Raw genomic sequence first — 16,480 nt, forward strand, 5'->3', positions numbered from 1 at the left:
CAGAACGACGCAGCACCAGACGACGCAGCAGACGACGAAGAGGACGGCAACGCGACGATGACGACGAGCGACCCGACACCCGCGAGCGGGGCGGCCGCGGAGACCGCCGACTCGCCGGCCACCAAGGACGAGCTGCAGCGGGCGGTCGAGGAGATGACCGCCCAGGCCGAGGCCGCCGAGGCCGAGCCGGTCGTGAACCCGACCCCGGCGCGCAAGCGGGCGCCGGCCAAGAAGGCCGCCGCGAAGAAGGCCCCGGCCAAGAAGGCCACCGCGAAGAAGGCCGCCCCCGCGGACGCGGCCAGCGCCGCGGTGGCCGGCGGCGACGGCGCCGCCGAGCCCGCCGCGGCGAAGAAGACCACGAAGCGGGCCGCGAAGAAGGCGGCGCCGGCGGCCGACGGCGAGGCGCCGGTCAAGGCCACCCGCAAGCGGGCGCCGCGCAAGACGGCCGCGGAGAGCATCGCCGAGCCCGCCGCCGAGGTGGTCGCCGAGCAGGGCGGCACCGCGGCGCCGGTGGTCGCCCCCGCGCCGATCGCCGAGCCCGGCTCCCCCTCGGGCGCGCCCGCCGGACAGCCGGAGCCGCCCTCGCCCGACCCGGCCGAGCCGTCGACGCCGCAGGCGCCCGAGGAGGGCACGGCTGCCGTCGCCTCCACCGGGACCGCGGTCGCGCGGGCCCCGGAGCCGACGCCGCCGGGCGTCGAGGAGGGCGGCCTCACCAGCGGCGCCGGCGGCGGGGGCGAGCACGACGCCCCTGAGCAGGTCAGCGAGGAGGACCTGCGGGCGATCGTCGACGGCTGGTCCCGCGACCCGCACCGGGTGCTCGGCGCGCACGCCACCACCGAGGGCTGGGTGGTGCGCACGCTGCGGCCCGACGCCTCCGCGGTGGTCGTCGTCGACCAGGACGACTCCCGCTACGAGGCCCGGCGGATCCACGGCGGGGGCATCTACGAGGCCACCCTGCCGCAGCAGCCCGGGGACTACCGGCTCGAGGTGACCTACGGCGGGGACACCTTCACCGTCGACGACCCCTACCGCTGGATGCCCACGCTCGGCGATCTCGACATGTACCTGATCGGCGAGGGCCGGCACGAGCGGCTGTGGGAGGCGCTCGGCGCGCACGTGCGGCGCTACGAGACCCCGCGCGGCGCCGTCGAGGGCGTCTCCTTCGCCGTCTGGGCGCCCAACGCGCAGGGCGTGAAGGTCACCGGCGACTTCGACTACTGGGAGGCCCGCGCCTACCCGATGCGCCAGCTCGGCTCGATCGGCGTCTGGGAGATCTACATCCCGGGCGTGCAGGTCGGCACCCGGTACCGCTTCCACGTCCTGGGCGCCGACGGCGTCTGGCGGGAGAAGTCCGACCCGATGGCGTTCGCCACCGAGGTGCCGCCGGCCAACGCCTCCGTCGTCGTCGAGTCCTCCCACGAGTGGAACGACGACGCGTGGCTGGCCGAGCGCGCGCGCGGCAACTGGCACGAGCGGCCGATGAGCGTCTACGAGGTGCACCTGGGCTCGTGGCGGCAGGGCCTGTCCTACCGCCAGCTGGCCGAGGAGCTCGTCGACTACGCCGTCGCCGCCGGGTTCACCCACCTGGAGTTCCTGCCGGTCGCCGAGCACCCGTTCGGCGGTTCGTGGGGCTACCAGGTCACCAGCTACTACGCCCCGACGTCGCGGTTCGGCAGCCCCGACGACTTCCGCTACCTCGTCGACCGGGCGCACCAGGCCGGCCTCGGCGTCATCGTCGACTGGGTGCCGGCGCACTTCCCGAAGGACGCCTGGGCGCTGGGCCGGTTCGACGGCACCGCGCTCTACGAGCACGACGACCCGCGCCGCGGCGAGCAGCCGGACTGGGGCACCTTCGTCTTCAACTTCGGCCGCACCGAGGTGCGCAACTTCCTGGTCGCCAACGCGCTGTTCTGGGCGCAGGAGTTCCACGTCGACGGGCTGCGGGTCGACGCCGTCGCCTCGATGCTCTACCTCGACTACTCGCGCGAGGACGGCGAGTGGATCCCCAACGTGTACGGCGGGCGGGAGAACCTCGAGGCGGTGTCGTTCCTCCAGGAGGTCAACGCCACCGTCTACCGCGAGGTGCCGGGCGTGGTGACCATCGCCGAGGAGTCGACCGCCTGGCCCGGGGTCACCCGGCCCACCTACCTCGGCGGCCTGGGCTTCGGCTTCAAGTGGAACATGGGCTGGATGCACGACTCGCTGGCCTACGTCCAGCGCCAGCCGGTGCACCGCAGCTACCACCACAACCAGCTGACGTTCTCGATGATGTACGCCTACTCCGAGAACTACGTGCTGCCGATCAGCCACGACGAGGTCGTCTACGGCAAGGGCTCGCTGCTGCGGAAGATGCCGGGTGACCGGTGGCAGCAACTGGCCGGCGTGCGCGGCTACCTCGCCTACATGTGGGCCCACCCCGGCAAGCAGCTGCTGTTCATGGGCTCGGAGTTCGCCCAGGACGGCGAGTGGGCCGAGAGCCGCTCGCTGGACTGGTGGCACCTCGACGACCCCGCGCACCGCGGCGTCCTGCAGCTGGTCACCGACCTCAACGCCCGGTACCGGGAGACCGAGGCGCTGTGGTCGCTCGACGTCGACCCGGCCGGCTTCCAGTGGATCGACGCCAACGACGCGTCGGGCAACGTCATCACCTTCCTGCGCTACGGCCGGCCGAAGGTCGCCGACGTCCCGACGCCGACCGAGGCCGCCGAGAGCGGCACCGAGGCCGCCGTCGTCGAGGGCAGCGGGCAGACGCCGGGCCAGGTGCTCGCCGTCGTCTGCAACTTCGCCGGCGCCCCGCACCACGGGTACCGGATCGGCCTGCCGCGCGGCGGGCGGTGGCGCGAGGTGCTCAACACCGACGCCGAGGGGTACGGCGGCTCGGGGGTCGGCAACTACGGCGGGGTGGACGCGGTCGAGGAGCCCTGGCACGGCCAGCCGTTCTCGGCCACCGTCTCCGCGCCGCCGCTGGGCACGCTCTGGCTGCTGCACGAGGGCTGATCCCCCGGCCGCCCACCAGGCCTAATCCCCGACGGCCGGGCCGCTCCACGGTGTGGAGCGGCCCGGCCGTCGTCGCGCGCGGACCCGTTCCCCGCTGCCGCCTGCCCGTGCATCATGGCCCGGCTCCGCGCCCCGGTGGCGCGGACCGGCCCCGGCTCCCTCGGGCGCCCGCACCCCGGCAGAGAAGGAACCCCAGCTCCATGAGGCATGGTCTGCGCCGCGCGATCGTCGCGGCAGCGGCGGGCAGCGTGCTGCTCACCGGTTGCTCGAGCACCGTCGTCGGCGCCGCCTCCCGCGGGCCGAGCGTCCCGGTCGACGTGTCCGACGGCGAGTTCCCGATCACCGGTTCCGCGGACACCGAGGCCGACCGGCTGGCGCGCAACGCGCTGGCCGACCTCGACACCTTCTGGAGCGAGGCCTACCCCGAGTTCTTCGGCGAGGAGTACCAGCCGATCACCGGCGGCTACTTCTCGGTCGACTCCACGAACATCGACGAGTCCGCCTACCCGAGCACCGGCATCGGCTGCGAACGGGCGCCCGAGGACCCCGACGGCGTGGCGAACAACGCCCACTACGACCCCAACTGCGACGCCGTCGCCTACGACCGCGCCCTGCTCGACCAGCTCAGCGCCGAGTTCGGGCCCTACCTCGGCCCCGCCGTCATGGCGCACGAGATCGGCCACGCCATGCAGGGCCGGTTCGGCTTCGCCGACTCGACGATCGTCGTCGAGACGCAGGCCGACTGCCTGGCCGGCGCCTTCACCCGGTGGGTGATCGACGGCAACGCCGAGCACATCGCGCTGCGCGTCTCGGAGCTCGACCAGGTGGTGCTCGGGTTCATCGGCCTGCGCGACCCGGTCGGGTTCTCCCCCGACGACGACCGGGCGCACGGCTCGGGCTTCGACCGGCTGTCGGGCTTCTACGCCGGCTACGACGGCGGCGTGGGCACCTGCCGGGACGACTTCACCGAGCAGCGGCTGTTCGTCGCCACCGAGTTCCTCACCGAGGACGACCTCGACAACGAGGGCAACGCCCCGTACGAGGACATCGCCGGGCTGACCGAGCAGTCGCTGCCGCTGTTCTACGAGCAGGTGTTCCCCGGCCTCGGCCAGGACTTCACCGCGCCGACCATCCAGGTCTTCGACGGCACCGCGCCCGACTGCGGCGACATGGGCGCCGAGGACCGCGACCTCGGGTTCTGCGAGGCCGACGGCACCGTCTACGTCGACGAGACCGACCTGCTCGGCCCGGCCTACGAGGGGATCGGCGACTTCGCCGTGGCCACCGCCGTCTCCCTCGCCTACGCCCAGGCCGCGCGCGCTGAGCTCGGCCTGTCCATCGACGACGCCACCGCCGTCAGCTCCGCGGTGTGCCTGACCGGCTGGTACGCCGGGCGGTTCTGGACCGGCGACTTCCAGGACGTCGGCGCCCTGTCCCCCGGCGACGTCGACGAGGCGGCGATCTTCCTGCTCACCTACGGCCAGCAGGAGAGCGTCTTCCCGAACACCGACCTCTCCGGCTTCGAGATGGTCGACGCCTTCCGCGACGGCTTCCTCGACGGCGGCGCCGGCTGCGAGATCGGCCTCTAGGAGCGCACCGCCCGTGACGGCGCCCGTCCCCCGCACGGGGGCGGGCGCCGTCCGCGTTCACGCAGGCCCGTGCCGGGTAGAGGCTCCCGCGATGGACCTCCGCAGGCACTCCCGGGGCGCACTCGCCGTCGTCGTGGCGCTCGGCGTCCTCCTGACGACGGGGTGCTCCTACGTCGTCATCGGCCAGGCGCGCTCGCAGGGCGCCCCGTCCCAGTCGGTCGGCGACGACACCCTGCGCGTCGTCGGCGCCACCGACGGGCCGATCGACACCCTCGCCCGCAACGCGCTGGCCGACCTGCAGACGTTCTGGTCGGACACCTTCCCCACCGTCTTCGGCCAGGCGTTCCAGCCGCTGACCGGCGGCTACTTCAGCGTCGACCCGAACGACGTCGACCCGGCGGCCTACCCCCAGGGCATCGGCTGCGGCACCGACCCGCGGGACCTGGAGAACAACGCCTTCTACTGCTCCTCGTCGGGCGTGCCGAACTCCGACTCGATCAGCTACGACCGCGCCTTCCTCGGCGAGCTGGCCTCGCAGTACGGCGAGGTCCTGCCGCAGCTGGTCATGGCGCACGAGTTCGGGCACGCGGTGCAGGCCCGGGTCGGCTATCCGGACACGTCGATCGCCACGGAGACCCAGGCCGACTGCCTGGCCGGCGCGTGGACCGCGTGGGTGGCCGACGGCAACGCCGAGTTCTCCTCCGTCGACACTCCCGACCTCGACCAGCTGCTGCGCGGGTACTTCCTGCTGCGCGACCCGGTGGGCACCGGCACCGGCGAGCAGCAGGCGCACGGCTCCTACTTCGACCGCGTCTCCTCGTTCCAGGAGGGGTTCGACGACGGCGCCGAGGCCTGCCGCGACCGCTACGGCCCCGACCGCGTCTTCACCCAGGGCGAGTTCACCAGGGACGACGACTTCGCCCGCGGCGGCAACGCACCCTTCGGCCAGACGGTGGGGATCATCGAGGAGTCCCTGCCCGAGTTCTGGAGCCGCGCGTTCAGCGAGGTGCTGGACGCACGGTTCACCGAGCCGCAGCTGGAGAGCACCACGAGGCCGCCGGACTGCGCCCCGGCCGACGTCGCCCTCGTCTACTGCCCCGACGGCGGCGGGAGCTCCGGGCTGGTCGCGTACGACGAGGACTTCGCCGGGCAGGCCTACGACCTCGGCGACTTCGCCGTCGTCACGGGGGTGGCCATCCCCTACGCGCTGGCTGCGCGCGACCAGCTGGGCCTGTCCACCGACGACACCGCCGCCCTGCAGTCGGCGGTCTGTCTGACCGGCTGGTACTCCGCGCAGGTCTACAACAACCAGCTGGCGTCGGTGCAGATCTCACCGGGTGACATCGACGAGAGCGTGCAGTTCCTGCTCATCTACGGCAACGACCCCGACGTGCTGGCCGACGTCGACCTGACCGGCTTCCAGCTCGTCGACGTGTTCCGCGCCGGGTTCCTGCAGGGCGCCGGCGCCTGCGACGTCGGGGCCTGAGCCTCCGTCCTCCGAGCCGGCCCCCTGCAGGGCCCCGCCGCGAGCCGGCGAGGCCCTGCAGGGGGCCGGGGGTCCTCCTAGTACAGGGCGGCCATGAGCTGGCGGCGCGCGGCGACCACCCGCGGGTCCTCGGCGCCCACGACGTCGAACAGCTCGACCAGGTGCCTGCGCGCGGCGTCGCGGTCCTCGCCGGCGGTGCGGCGGACCACGTCGACCAGGCGGGTGAAGGCGCCCTCGACGTCGCCGGTGCCCAGCAGGAAGTCGGCGGCCCGGGTCTGGGCGGCGACGTCGTCGGGGGCGGCGTCGGCCTCGGCGAGCGCGTCGGGGCCCGCGGCGTCGGCGCGGCGGAACAGCTGCACCTGGCGCAGCGCGAGGGCGGCGACCGGGTGGTCGGGCTCGGCGTCGACGATCGCCCGGTAGGCGGCCTCGGCGGCCTCCAGGTCCCCGCGCTCGAGCGCGGCCTCGGCGGCGTCCAGGCGGGGGTCGTCGAGGCCCTCGTCCTCGGCGCCCTCCGCGCCGGGCACCGCGCCGCCGGTGGTGGCGCGCACCAGCTCGGTGACGAACTGGCGGGCCTGCTCCTCGGGGATGGCGCCGGTGAACTCGGCGACCAGCTGCCCCTGCCAGACGGCCTTGACCGCCGGGATGCCCTGCACCCTCAGGCCCTGGGCCAGCGCCGGGTTCGCGTCGACGTCGACCTTGGCGAGGACCCACGAGCCGCCGCCCTCGGCGGCCAGCCGCTCGAGGACCGGGGACAGCTGCTTGCACGGCCCGCACCACTCGGCCCACAGGTCGAGGACGACCGGCACCTGGAAGGAGCGGTCGAGGACCTCGGTCTGGAAGGTGGCCTCGGTGACGTCCACGACGGCCGAGCCGGGGGCACCCGCCGGCGCGGCGGCGCTCGGCGGCGGGGCGGCCTGGGCCCGCGCGGCGGCCTCGGAGCGTGCCTTGACGGCGGCGAGGTCGACCGCACCGGCCAGTGAGGCGGCCAGCTGGGCCTGCTGGGCCTGCGCGCGCGGGTCGGGGCGTCCGGGACGGGTGGGCTGCATGCCTCCATGATCCCACCGGCGGGCGGGTGCGGTGTCAGCCCTCGGCGGACGGGGCCGGGTCGACGTCCGCGACGTCGCCGGCGCCGAGGCGGACGCGGCGCAGCAGGCCGAACAGCTGCGCCTGCTCGGCCTCGGGCAGGTCGCCGAGGCCGAAGTCGAGGGCCATCAGCTGCCCGGTGGCCACCTCGACGACCTCGCGGCCACGGTCGGTGATGCCGGCCAGGACGCCGCGGCCGTCGGCGGGGTTGGGCCGGCGGTCGACGAAGCCGGCCGCGACCAGCCGGTCGATCGCGTTGGTGACGCTGGTCGGGTGCACCATCAGCCGGCTGCCGATCACCTTCAGCGGCAGCTGCCCGGTCCGGCTGAAGGTGAGCAGCACGAGCACCTCGTAGCGGGCGAAGGTCAGCCCGTGCGGGCGCAGCACCTCGTCGAAGCGGGCGAGCAGGATCTGCTGGACCCGGAACACCGACGTCGCCGCGCGCATCGCCGAGGCGGGGCCGAAGCGCTGCTCCCAGGTCTCCCCCGCGCGCTCGATCGGGTCGAACGGCAGCCCCAGCGCCCGGACCATGCGCCCGACGCTACCTGCCCCGCGCCGCGGGCCCGCCCCGTGCGCCGTGCCGGTCACCCGGACGCGCCCCGTCGACCTGCTGCGGCCTCAGCCGCCGCGAGACGACGCCAGGTCGACAACGGGCGCCGTGCCTGTGGACGGCGTCAGCGCGGCACGGGCCCGCTCCGCCATCCTCCGGCGGTGCCCATCCGACCCGCCCGTCCCGCCCGGCTGCACGGCCGGGTCTTTCGCGGCTCGTCCCAGGTCGCCGCCGGCCGCCTGACCCGGGGACAGCTGCGCAGCACCGCCTGGCAGCGCCTCTTCCGCGACGTCTATGCGTGCTCGTCGGTCGCGGTCACGCACGAGGTGCGCGCCGGGGCGGCGGCCCTCCTGCTCGTGCCGGGTGCGGTGGTCTCCGGCCGGAGCGCCGCCGTCCTGTGGGGGGTGGACGCCGCCGGACCGGACGACGACGTCCAGCTCACCGTGCCGCCCGGGTCGTCGGCGTCGACGGCCCCGGGCGTCCGGGTCCGCCGGTGGGCGCTGCCGGCGGACGCGGTGACCACCTGCCGCGGCATCCCGGTGACCATCGCGGAGACCACCGCGGTCGACATCGGCCGGGGTCCCGGACCGCTGGAGGAGTCCGTCGCGCTCGTCGACGCCCTGGTCACCTGCCGGGCGACCGAGCTGGTCGCCGTCCGGGCCGCCGCGGCGGCCGCGACCGGTCCCGGCTGCCGTCGTGCGCGCCGCGTCGCCGAGCTGGCCGACGGGCTGGCCGGGTCGCCGCAGGAGACCCGGCTGCGGCTCCTCCTGCACGGCGCCCGCCTCCCCCGGCCGCTCGCGCAGCACACCGTGCGCGACGCCGATGGCGGGTTCGTGGCCCGGGTGGACTTCGCGTGGCCGGAGCAGCGGCTGGCGGTCGAGTACGAGGGCCGGTGGCACGGCCGTCCGCAGCAGGTGGCCCCGGACCGCGCCCGGCTCAACCGGCTCACCGCGGCCGGGTGGCGGGTGGTGTTCGTGACCGCCGAGGACCTGCGGGAGCCGGACGTACTGGTCGCCCGCATCGCCGCCGAGCTGACAGCCACTGCGCCCGTTGTCGACCTGCGGTCGCCTCGGGGGCGCTGAGACAGCCGCAGGTCGACACCGGCGCTGCCGCCGCCGGAGAGAAGGCTCAGGCGGCGGGGCGGAGGCGGGGCACCTCGCGGACGCCGAACACCTCGCGCAGCGCCACCTTCGCGGCGTTGTCGCCGCAGGCGCCGTGCACCGCGGGACCGGGCGGGGTGGCCGAGGACGCGAGGTACACGCCGTCGACCGGCGTCTTGTACGTGTTCCACCGCGGCACCGGGCGGAACAGCATCTGCCGCAGGGTCGCCTGGCCGTTGGAGATGTCCCCGCCGATGTACATCGGGTTCCACGCCTCCATCTGGACGGCGTTCTTGGTGACCCGGTCGACGATCGTGTCCTTGAACCCCGGCGCGAACCGCTCGACCTGGTCCTCGATGGCCGCGGTCATGTCGACGTCGGAGCCGTGCGGCACGTGCACGTAGGCCCAGAACACGTGCCCGCCCGCGGGGGCGCGCGTCGGGTCGGGCACGGTCGGCTGGACGGCGAGCACGTACGGGCGCTCGGCGGCCCTCCCCTGGTTGGGCGCGCGCTCGCCGGCGATCGTCTCCTCCAGCGTCCCGGCGACGTGCAGCGTCCCGGCCCGCCGGACGTCGGGGTTGGTCCACGGCACCGGCTCGGACAGGATCCAGTCGATCTTGAACACGCCGGCGCCGTGCTTGTACCGCCGCACCCACCGCCGGTAGCCCTCGTTCACCCGGTCGCCGGCCATCGACACGAACGCCTCGGGGGCGGTGTCCAGCAGCACCGCCGGGACGCCGTCGAACTCGCGCAGGTCGGTGACCAGGTGCCCGGTGACCACCTCCCCGCCCTGCTGCTCCAGCGCGGTGACCATCGCGTCGGCGAGGTTCTGCGACCCGCCCTCGACCAGCGGCCACCCGACGTGGTGGCCGAGCATCGCCAGCAGCATCCCGAGCGCGGACGTCAGCGGCTGGCTCAGGTCGAGCATGCCGTGCGCGGCGGCCCCGCCCAGCAGCGCGCGGGCCTCCTCCGTCTCGAAGTACCGGTGCGCCAGCCAGCTCACGTTCGGCAGCCCGTTGAGCCCGAAGTGCACGATCTGCGGCACGCTGCGGGTCGGCAGCCGCCGCAGCCGGCTGGTCAGGAAGAAGTCGACGACGTCCTGCCCGTGCTCCACCAGCGGCTCGAACAGCCGGCGGTAGGCCGCGCCGTCGGGCCCGAGCGCGTCCGCGGTCTCCTCCAGCGAGCGGTACTGGACCGCGGCCCGCCCGCCGTCGAGCGGGTGCGCGAAGTTGACCTCCGGCTGCACCAGCCGCACGCCGCGGCTGGGCAGGTCGAACTCGCGGAAGAACGGCGCCGCCGCGGCCATCGGCTGCACGATCGAGCAGACGTCGTGCCGGTACCCCGGCCGCATGAGCTCCTCGGTCCGCATCCCGCCGCCGGGCTTGTCGGCCGCCTCGACCACCTGCACGCGCAGGCCGGCGGCGGCCAGCCGGAGGGCGGCGGCCAGGCCGTTCGGCCCGGCCCCGACGACGACGGCGTCCGGCTTCCCGTTCACCGGGCCAGTCTGCCCGGGGCAGGTCAGAGCTGCGCGAGGAGCCGGTCGGCCGCGCGGTAGGGGTCGGTCGCCCCCGCCACCACCTCGTCGGCCAGCGCGGCCAGGGCCGCCGAGCCGCGCACCTCGCCGATCCGCGCCCGCAGCCCGGCCAGCGCGATCGCCTCGATCTCCCGGGCGGCCCGCTCGGCGCGGCGCCGGGTGCCCTCACCGGAGCCGGTGAGCCACCGCCGGTGCGCCTCGACCTCGGCGAGGACCCGGTCGATCCCCTCGTCGCGGGCGGCCACGGTGCGCAGGATCGGCGGCTTCCACGCGCCCGGGCCGGCGTGCCGCCCGCCGAGGGACTGCGCGTACCGCAGGTCCCGCACGGTCCGGTCGGCGCCGTCGCGGTCGGCCTTGTTGACGACGAGGACGTCGGCCACCTCGAGGATCCCGGCCTTCGCCGCCTGGATGCCGTCGCCCATCCCCGGCGCGACGAGCACCAGCGTGGTGTCGGCCAGCGAGGCGATCTCCAGCTCCGACTGCCCGACGCCGACGGTCTCCACCAGCACCACGTCGCAGCCGGCCGCGTCGAGCACCCGCAGCGCCTGCGGCGTCGCCCAGGCCAGCCCGCCGAGGTGCCCGCGGGAGGCCATCGAGCGGATGTAGACGCCGGGGTCGCCGGCGTGGTCCTGCATCCGCACCCGGTCGCCGAGCAGCGCCCCGCCGGAGAACGGCGACGACGGGTCGACGGCGAGCACGCCCACCCGCTTCCCGGCCGCCCGCAGCGCGCGCACCAGCGCCGTCGTCGTCGTGGACTTGCCCACGCCCGGGGAGCCGGTCAGGCCGATGACCTGCGCGTGCCCGGTGTGCGGGGCCAGCGCGGCGGCGACCTCGCGCAGCACCGGGCTCGCGTCCTCGACCAGCGAGATCAGCCGGGCCACCGCCCGGGCCTCGCCGTCGCGGGCGCGGGCGACCAGGTCGGGGACGTCGACAGCGCGCCGGCCCCGCCGCCCGCGGGGGGCGACGGGGCCGGGCGTCCGTACAGCCGTCCCCTGCGGGGACTCCGTCACGCCGAGGCGGGAGCGGGCACGTGCAGGATCAGCGCGTCGCCCTGGCCGCCGCCGCCGCACAGCGCGGCGGCGCCGACGCCGCCACCGCGGCGGCGCAGCTCCAGGGCCAGGTCCAGCACGATGCGGGCACCGCTCATGCCGACCGGGTGCCCCAGGGCGATCGCGCCGCCGTTGGGGTTGACCTTCTCCCGGTCGATGCCGAGCTCGCGGGTGGACACGATGCCCACCGCCGCGAAGGCCTCGTTGAGCTCGACCAGGTCGAGGTCCTTGGGGTCGATGCCCTCGCGCGCGCAGGCCTTCTGGATGGCCCGCGACGGCTGGCTCTGCAGCGTGGCGTCCGGCCCGGCGACGACGCCGTGCGCGCCGATCTCGGCGATCACGGTGCAGCCGAGCTCGGCGGCCTTCTCCGCGGACATGACGACGACCGCGCACGCGCCGTCGGAGATCTGCGAGGCGGTGCCGGCGGTGATGGTGCCGTCCTTGGCGAAGGCCGGCTTGAGCTTGGCGAGGGTCTCGACCGTGGTGTCGGCGCGGATGCCCTCGTCCTCGCGGAACTCGATCGGGTCGCCCTTGCGCTGCGGGATGAGCACGGGGGTGATCTCCTCGTCGAAGACCCCGTTCTTCGCGGCGCGGGCGGCCTTCTGGTGGCTCTCCGCGGCGAAGGCGTCCTGCTCCTCGCGGGTCAGGTCGTACCGCTCGTTGGCCCGCTCGGTGAGGGCGCCCATGGCGATCTGGTCGAAGGTGTCCGACAGCCCGTCGTGGGCCATCGAGTCCACGAGCGTGGCGTCGCCGTACTTGGTGCCGGTGCGGGAGCTGGGCAGCAGGTGCGGCGCCTGGGTCATCGACTCCATGCCCCCGGCGACGACGACGTCGAACTCGCCGGCGCGGATGAGCTGGTCGGCCAGGGCGATCGCGTCGAGGCCGGACAGGCAGACCTTGTTGAGCGTGAACGACGGCACCGACATCGGGATGCCGCCGGCGACCGCCGCCGGGCGGGCCGGGTTCTGGCCGGCGCCGGCCTGGATGACCTGACCCATGATCACGTAGTCGACCTGGTCGCCGGAGATGCCGGCGCGCTCGAGGGCGGCCTTGATGGCGATGCCGCCGAGGTCGGCGGCGGAGAAGTCCTTGAGGGAGCCGAGGAGCCGGCCCATGGGGGTCCGGGCGCCGCTGACGATGACCGAGCGGGACATGCTGCCTCCAGTGCGGGTCGCCGTCGTTGGCGACCGCGGGTCGGGCCGCGCCGGGCGGACGGGTCGCGGCGGTCGGGCTGCGGCACAGGATAGATCGGTTCTCCAACCGGGGTCGACGGCCTGCGCCGACCCCGGTCGTCCACGGCGACGGCGGCGCGGTCGTCCCGTCCGAGGTCAGCGGCGAGCGGTCGCCCGGGGCGACCGGTGGCAGCGGCCCGGCCGTCCTCGGGGCGGCCCGACCGGGCTGCCCCCGTCCCCCACCCCGAGGGCGTGATGGTGGCCACACCGGGGAGTCGTCTCAGACGTCTTGCGTCAGGATGACGCGGTGACCGCCGACGCGTCTGCTCCCGCGGGCCTGCCCGCCGAGCTGTTCACCACCATCGACCACGTGGGCATCGCCGTCCCCGACCTGGACGAGGCGATCGCCTTCTACGCACAGGCCTTCGGCGTGCGCTCCGTGCACGAGGAGACCAACGAGGAGCAGGGCGTCCGCGAGGCGATGCTCGCCGTCGGCTCCGGCGACACCCGCATCCAGCTGCTCGCCCCGCTGACGCCGGAGTCGACGATCGCCAAGTTCATCGGCCGGTCGGGCCCGGGCCTGCAGCAGCTCGCCTTCCGCGTCGACGACGTCGAGGCGGTCAGCGCCACGCTGCGCGAGCGCGGCCTGCGGCTGCTCTACGACACCCCCAGGCGCGGGACGTCGGACAGCCGCGTGAACTTCGTGCACCCCAAGGACGCCGGCGGCGTGCTGGTCGAGCTGGTCGAGCCGGCCCGCACCCCGCACTGACCAGCCGGGGCCAGCCCCGCCCCCGACCTGCGCACGACCCGTGGGTTACCGGCCGGTAACCTGCCGCGCACCCGCCCTACCACCCTCCGCGCCGACGAAGACCCGGGAGAGACACGTGGACGAGATCAGGGACGCCATCCTCGCCGACCAGCTCAGCGACATCGGCGGCCTGCCGGTGCCGGAGTCCTACCGGGCGGTCCTCGTCCGCAAGGACGAGCAGGACATGTTCGCCGGGATGCCCACCAAGGAGAAGGACCCGCGCAAGTCGCTGCACGTGGAGGAGGTCGCCACCCCGGAGCTCGGCCCGGGCGAGGCGATCGTCGCCGTCATGGCCTCCTCGGTGAACTACAACACCGTCTGGACGTCGATCTTCGAGCCGGTCAGCACCTTCGGGTTCCTCGAGCGCTACGGGCGACAGAACGACCTGACCAAGCGGCACGACCTGCCCTACCACGTCGTCGGCTCCGACCTGGCCGGCGTCGTCCTGCGGGTGGGCCCGGGCGTGAACAGGTGGAAGCCCGGCGACGAGGTCGTGGCGCACTGCCTGTCGGTCGAGCTCGAGGACCCGGCCGGCCACGACGACACGATGATGGACCCGCAGCAGCGGATCTGGGGCTTCGAGACCAACTTCGGCGGCCTCGCCGAGCTCGCGCTGGTCAAGAGCAACCAGCTCATGCCCAAGCCCGCGCACCTGTCCTGGGAGGAGGCGGCCGCCCCCGGGCTGGTCAACTCCACCGCCTACCGCCAGCTGGTGTCCCGCAACGGTGCGGACATGAAGCAGGGCGACGTCGTCCTGATCTGGGGCGCGTCGGGCGGCCTGGGCTCCTACGCCACCCAGATGGCCCTCAACGGCGGCGCCATCCCCGTCTGCGTGGTCTCCAGCCCGGAGAAGGCCGACATCGTCCGGAAGATGGGCGCCGAGCTGGTGATCGACCGCTCCGCCGAGGGCTACCGGTTCTGGAAGGACGAGCAGACCCAGGACCCCAGGGAGTGGCAGCGGTTCGGCAAGCGGATCCGCGAGCTGACCGGCGGGGACGACGTCGACATCGTCTTCGAGCACCCCGGCCGCGAGACCTTCGGCGCCAGCGTCTACGTCGCCAAGAAGGGCGGCACGATCGTCACCTGCGCCTCCACCAGCGGCTACATGCACTCCTACGACAACCGCTACCTGTGGATGAACCTCAAGCGGATCGTCGGGTCGCACTTCGCCAACTACAAGGAGGCGTGGGAGGCCAACCGGCTCATCGACAAGGGGCTGATCCACCCGACCCTGTCGAAGACCTACGCGATGGACGAGGTCGGCCAGGCCGCCTACGACGTCCACCACAACCTCCACCAGGGCAAGGTCGGCGTGCTGACCCTCGCCCCGGAGGAGGGCCTCGGCGTCAAGGACGCCGAGAAGCGGGAGAAGCACCTGCCGGCGATCAACCGCTTCCGCGGCATCTGATCCACCGGTCCCCGGACGGGGGCGCCCGGACGCCGGCCGGCGACCGGGCACCCTGGGGGGAGCCGCCTCGTTGTCCGACGGGGCGCGGTCCGGGGCCCACCGGCACCACCCGGGGCGCCACACGCCGAACGGCCGGACCCGCCTCGACACGCTGACGCCCCTCCCCCGACTCTGCGAGGATGACCCGCATGACCGATCCCCGCCGCGACCTGCTGCCGATGCGCGAGGCCCAGCACTCGTTCGACGTGGTGCTGCGGGGTTACGACCGCCACCAGGTGGCCGAGACCATCGAGCGCCTCGAGGCCGACATCCGGGTCGCGCTGGCCGACCGGGACGCCGCGGCCGCGCGCGTCAGCGACCTCGCCGGCCAGCTGTCGGCGATGCACGCGGAGATCGACCAGCTGCGCCGCAAGGCCGCGAACTCGGGCCCCGCCACGTTCGAGAACATGAGCGAGCGCATCTCGCACATGCTCCGGCTGGCCGAGGAGGAGGCCGCCGACATCCGCGCGACCGCCGAGCAGGAGGCCCGGGCGCTGCGCGAGCAGACCGCCGCAGAGGAACGCGCGATGCTCGAGCGGCACGCGGCGGGCCAGGCCGAGGTGGAGCGGATGCTCGCCGAGGCCCGCCAGAACGCCGAGCAGATCGCCAGCAAGGCGCAGATCCGCGCCGACGAGCTGGTGGCCAAGGCGCAGGAGAAGGTCGCCCGGCTCGACGCCGAGTCGCAGGCCCGCCGCGCCAAGGTCGAGGAGGACTTCGAGATCGCGCAGCGCGCCCGCCGCGCAGAGGCCGCGCGGATCGAGGAGGAGCGCGACCAGCAGTCGGTGCGGGCCGCGCAGGAGCGCGTCGCCGCCGCGGAGGCGCACGCGGCCGCCGTCGTCACCGACGCCGAGGCCTCCGCCGCCGCCGTCCGCCGGGTGCGCGACGAGCTCACCGCGCGGCTCAACGAGGCCCGGCGGGTGCTGTCCACCCTGCCCGACCTGGCCGACCGGCCCCAGCCGCAGGCGCAGCGCCCGGGCCAGCCGACGCAGCAGGCCACCCGCCCGCCGGCCGCCCCCGCCCCGCAGCCGGCGGCCCCGGCCCCGCAGCCCGCGCAGTCGTCGCCGCAGGAGCAGCAGCCCGCGGCCCGCCGCGACGCCGACGGCCCGCAGACCGCGGTGCAGCCGGCCGTCGGCCGCCCCGCCGGGGAGCCGCAGACGCTCGTGCAGCCCGCCGTCGGGCCGCAGACGGCCGTGCAGCGCGCCGTCGGCCCGCAGAGCGGCGGGCAGCCGGCCGCACCCCGCCCGACGCCGCACACCCGGCCCGCCGAGGCCCCCGCCGGCGAGGCCGCCGCCGCCCGGCAGCCCACCCGGCCGTCGTCGCCGCAGACCATGCCCGCCGTGCAGCCGCCGACCGGGCAGGAGTCCGGGTCCGGCCGGCCGTCGGTGGCGGAGACCCAGCAGATCCGCCCGGTGCACACCGCGGGTCAGGAGGAGGGCCGGCCGGCCGGCGGGTCGACCCGCGCCGAGCAGCCGTCCCCCGAGGGCGCCCCGGAGCCCCAGGGCCCGCAGACCGCGGTGCAGCCCGCCGTCCGCAGCGGCGACACCGGCGGCCAGCCCGCCGTCCCCGGGCGTCGCTGACCTGCTGCCCGCGCGCCGCGGACCGCGGCGGGGTAGGCAGGAGACGTGACAGACGCGTCCGGATCGGTCACTCCCGGTCCGGACGCAC

The 16,480-nt window shown here is 75.0% G+C and carries 12 protein-coding genes; 7 read left to right on the forward strand and 5 right to left on the reverse strand.

The genetic code is table 11. The features are described from left to right. The first annotated feature begins 57 nt into the window (after nucleotides 1-57). From glgB to ACI79B_RS04195, 3 genes are all read left to right on the forward strand, one after another. Nucleotides 58-2,997: a 1,4-alpha-glucan branching protein GlgB gene (gene glgB, locus ACI79B_RS04185; protein WP_456929139.1), complete on the forward strand. Its 2,940-nt coding sequence runs from the start codon at nucleotides 58-60 to the stop codon at nucleotides 2,995-2,997. 200 nt (nucleotides 2,998-3,197) lie between these two features. Continuing rightward, nucleotides 3,198-4,586 (forward strand): neutral zinc metallopeptidase, encoded by a 1,389-nt coding sequence (locus ACI79B_RS04190; protein WP_456929138.1) that lies wholly within the window; start codon nucleotides 3,198-3,200, stop codon nucleotides 4,584-4,586. A 91-nt stretch (nucleotides 4,587-4,677) separates the two neighbouring features. Next, nucleotides 4,678-6,072 carry a neutral zinc metallopeptidase gene (locus ACI79B_RS04195; protein ID WP_456929137.1) on the forward strand — a complete coding sequence of 465 codons (1,395 nt, stop codon included), beginning with the start codon at nucleotides 4,678-4,680 and terminating at the stop codon, nucleotides 6,070-6,072. A gap of 77 nt (nucleotides 6,073-6,149) precedes the next feature. Here ACI79B_RS04195 and ACI79B_RS04200 read toward each other — a convergent pair whose 3' ends face one another. Further along, a complete protein-coding gene (locus ACI79B_RS04200) occupies nucleotides 6,150-7,118 on the reverse strand; it encodes a tetratricopeptide repeat protein (RefSeq protein WP_456929136.1) in 969 nt (322 codons plus the stop codon). Between the two features lie 34 nt (nucleotides 7,119-7,152). Next, complete coding sequence (locus ACI79B_RS04205; RefSeq protein WP_456929135.1) at nucleotides 7,153-7,686, reverse strand: MarR family winged helix-turn-helix transcriptional regulator; 534 nt, start codon at nucleotides 7,684-7,686, stop codon at nucleotides 7,153-7,155. A gap of 180 nt (nucleotides 7,687-7,866) precedes the next feature. On the opposite strand from ACI79B_RS04205, the gene ACI79B_RS04210 reads away from it, so the two are divergent. Continuing rightward, complete coding sequence (locus tag ACI79B_RS04210; RefSeq protein WP_456929134.1) at nucleotides 7,867-8,787, forward strand: hypothetical protein; 921 nt, start codon at nucleotides 7,867-7,869, stop codon at nucleotides 8,785-8,787. 46 nt (nucleotides 8,788-8,833) lie between these two features. On the opposite strand, the gene ACI79B_RS04215 is transcribed toward ACI79B_RS04210, so the two are convergent. Genes ACI79B_RS04215 through ACI79B_RS04225 form a run of 3 tightly spaced genes read right to left on the reverse strand, consistent with a single transcriptional unit; the run spans nucleotide 8,834 to nucleotide 12,542 of the window. Further along, complete coding sequence (locus tag ACI79B_RS04215; RefSeq protein WP_456929133.1) at nucleotides 8,834-10,300, reverse strand: phytoene desaturase family protein; 1,467 nt, start codon at nucleotides 10,298-10,300, stop codon at nucleotides 8,834-8,836. 23 nt (nucleotides 10,301-10,323) lie between these two features. Beyond that, complete coding sequence (gene meaB, locus ACI79B_RS04220; RefSeq protein ID WP_456929132.1) at nucleotides 10,324-11,349, reverse strand: methylmalonyl Co-A mutase-associated GTPase MeaB; 1,026 nt, start codon at nucleotides 11,347-11,349, stop codon at nucleotides 10,324-10,326. Beyond that, complete coding sequence (locus tag ACI79B_RS04225) at nucleotides 11,346-12,542, reverse strand: acetyl-CoA C-acetyltransferase (RefSeq protein WP_456929131.1); 1,197 nt, start codon at nucleotides 12,540-12,542, stop codon at nucleotides 11,346-11,348. Before ACI79B_RS04225 ends, meaB begins: the two co-directional genes overlap by 4 nt. Nucleotides 12,543-12,867: 325 nt before the next feature. On the opposite strand from ACI79B_RS04225, the gene mce reads away from it, so the two are divergent. The 3 genes from mce to ACI79B_RS04240 all read left to right on the forward strand — a co-directional run bounded on the left by mce (nucleotide 12,868) and on the right by ACI79B_RS04240 (nucleotide 16,392). Next, complete coding sequence (gene mce / locus ACI79B_RS04230) at nucleotides 12,868-13,329, forward strand: methylmalonyl-CoA epimerase (RefSeq protein WP_456929130.1); 462 nt, start codon at nucleotides 12,868-12,870, stop codon at nucleotides 13,327-13,329. Nucleotides 13,330-13,444: 115 nt separating this feature from the next. After that, the gene (ccrA, locus tag ACI79B_RS04235) at nucleotides 13,445-14,776 is read left to right on the forward strand and encodes a crotonyl-CoA carboxylase/reductase (RefSeq protein WP_456929129.1); all 1,332 of its coding nucleotides are present in this window, start codon (nucleotides 13,445-13,447) and stop codon (nucleotides 14,774-14,776) included. Nucleotides 14,777-14,964: 188 nt separating this feature from the next. Then, entirely contained in the window at nucleotides 14,965-16,392 is a 1,428-nt protein-coding gene (locus ACI79B_RS04240) for a hypothetical protein (RefSeq protein WP_456929128.1), read from the forward strand. The last annotated feature ends 88 nt before the right edge of the window (nucleotides 16,393-16,480 follow it).

This window comes from Geodermatophilus sp. SYSU D00879 (assembly GCF_054050375.1).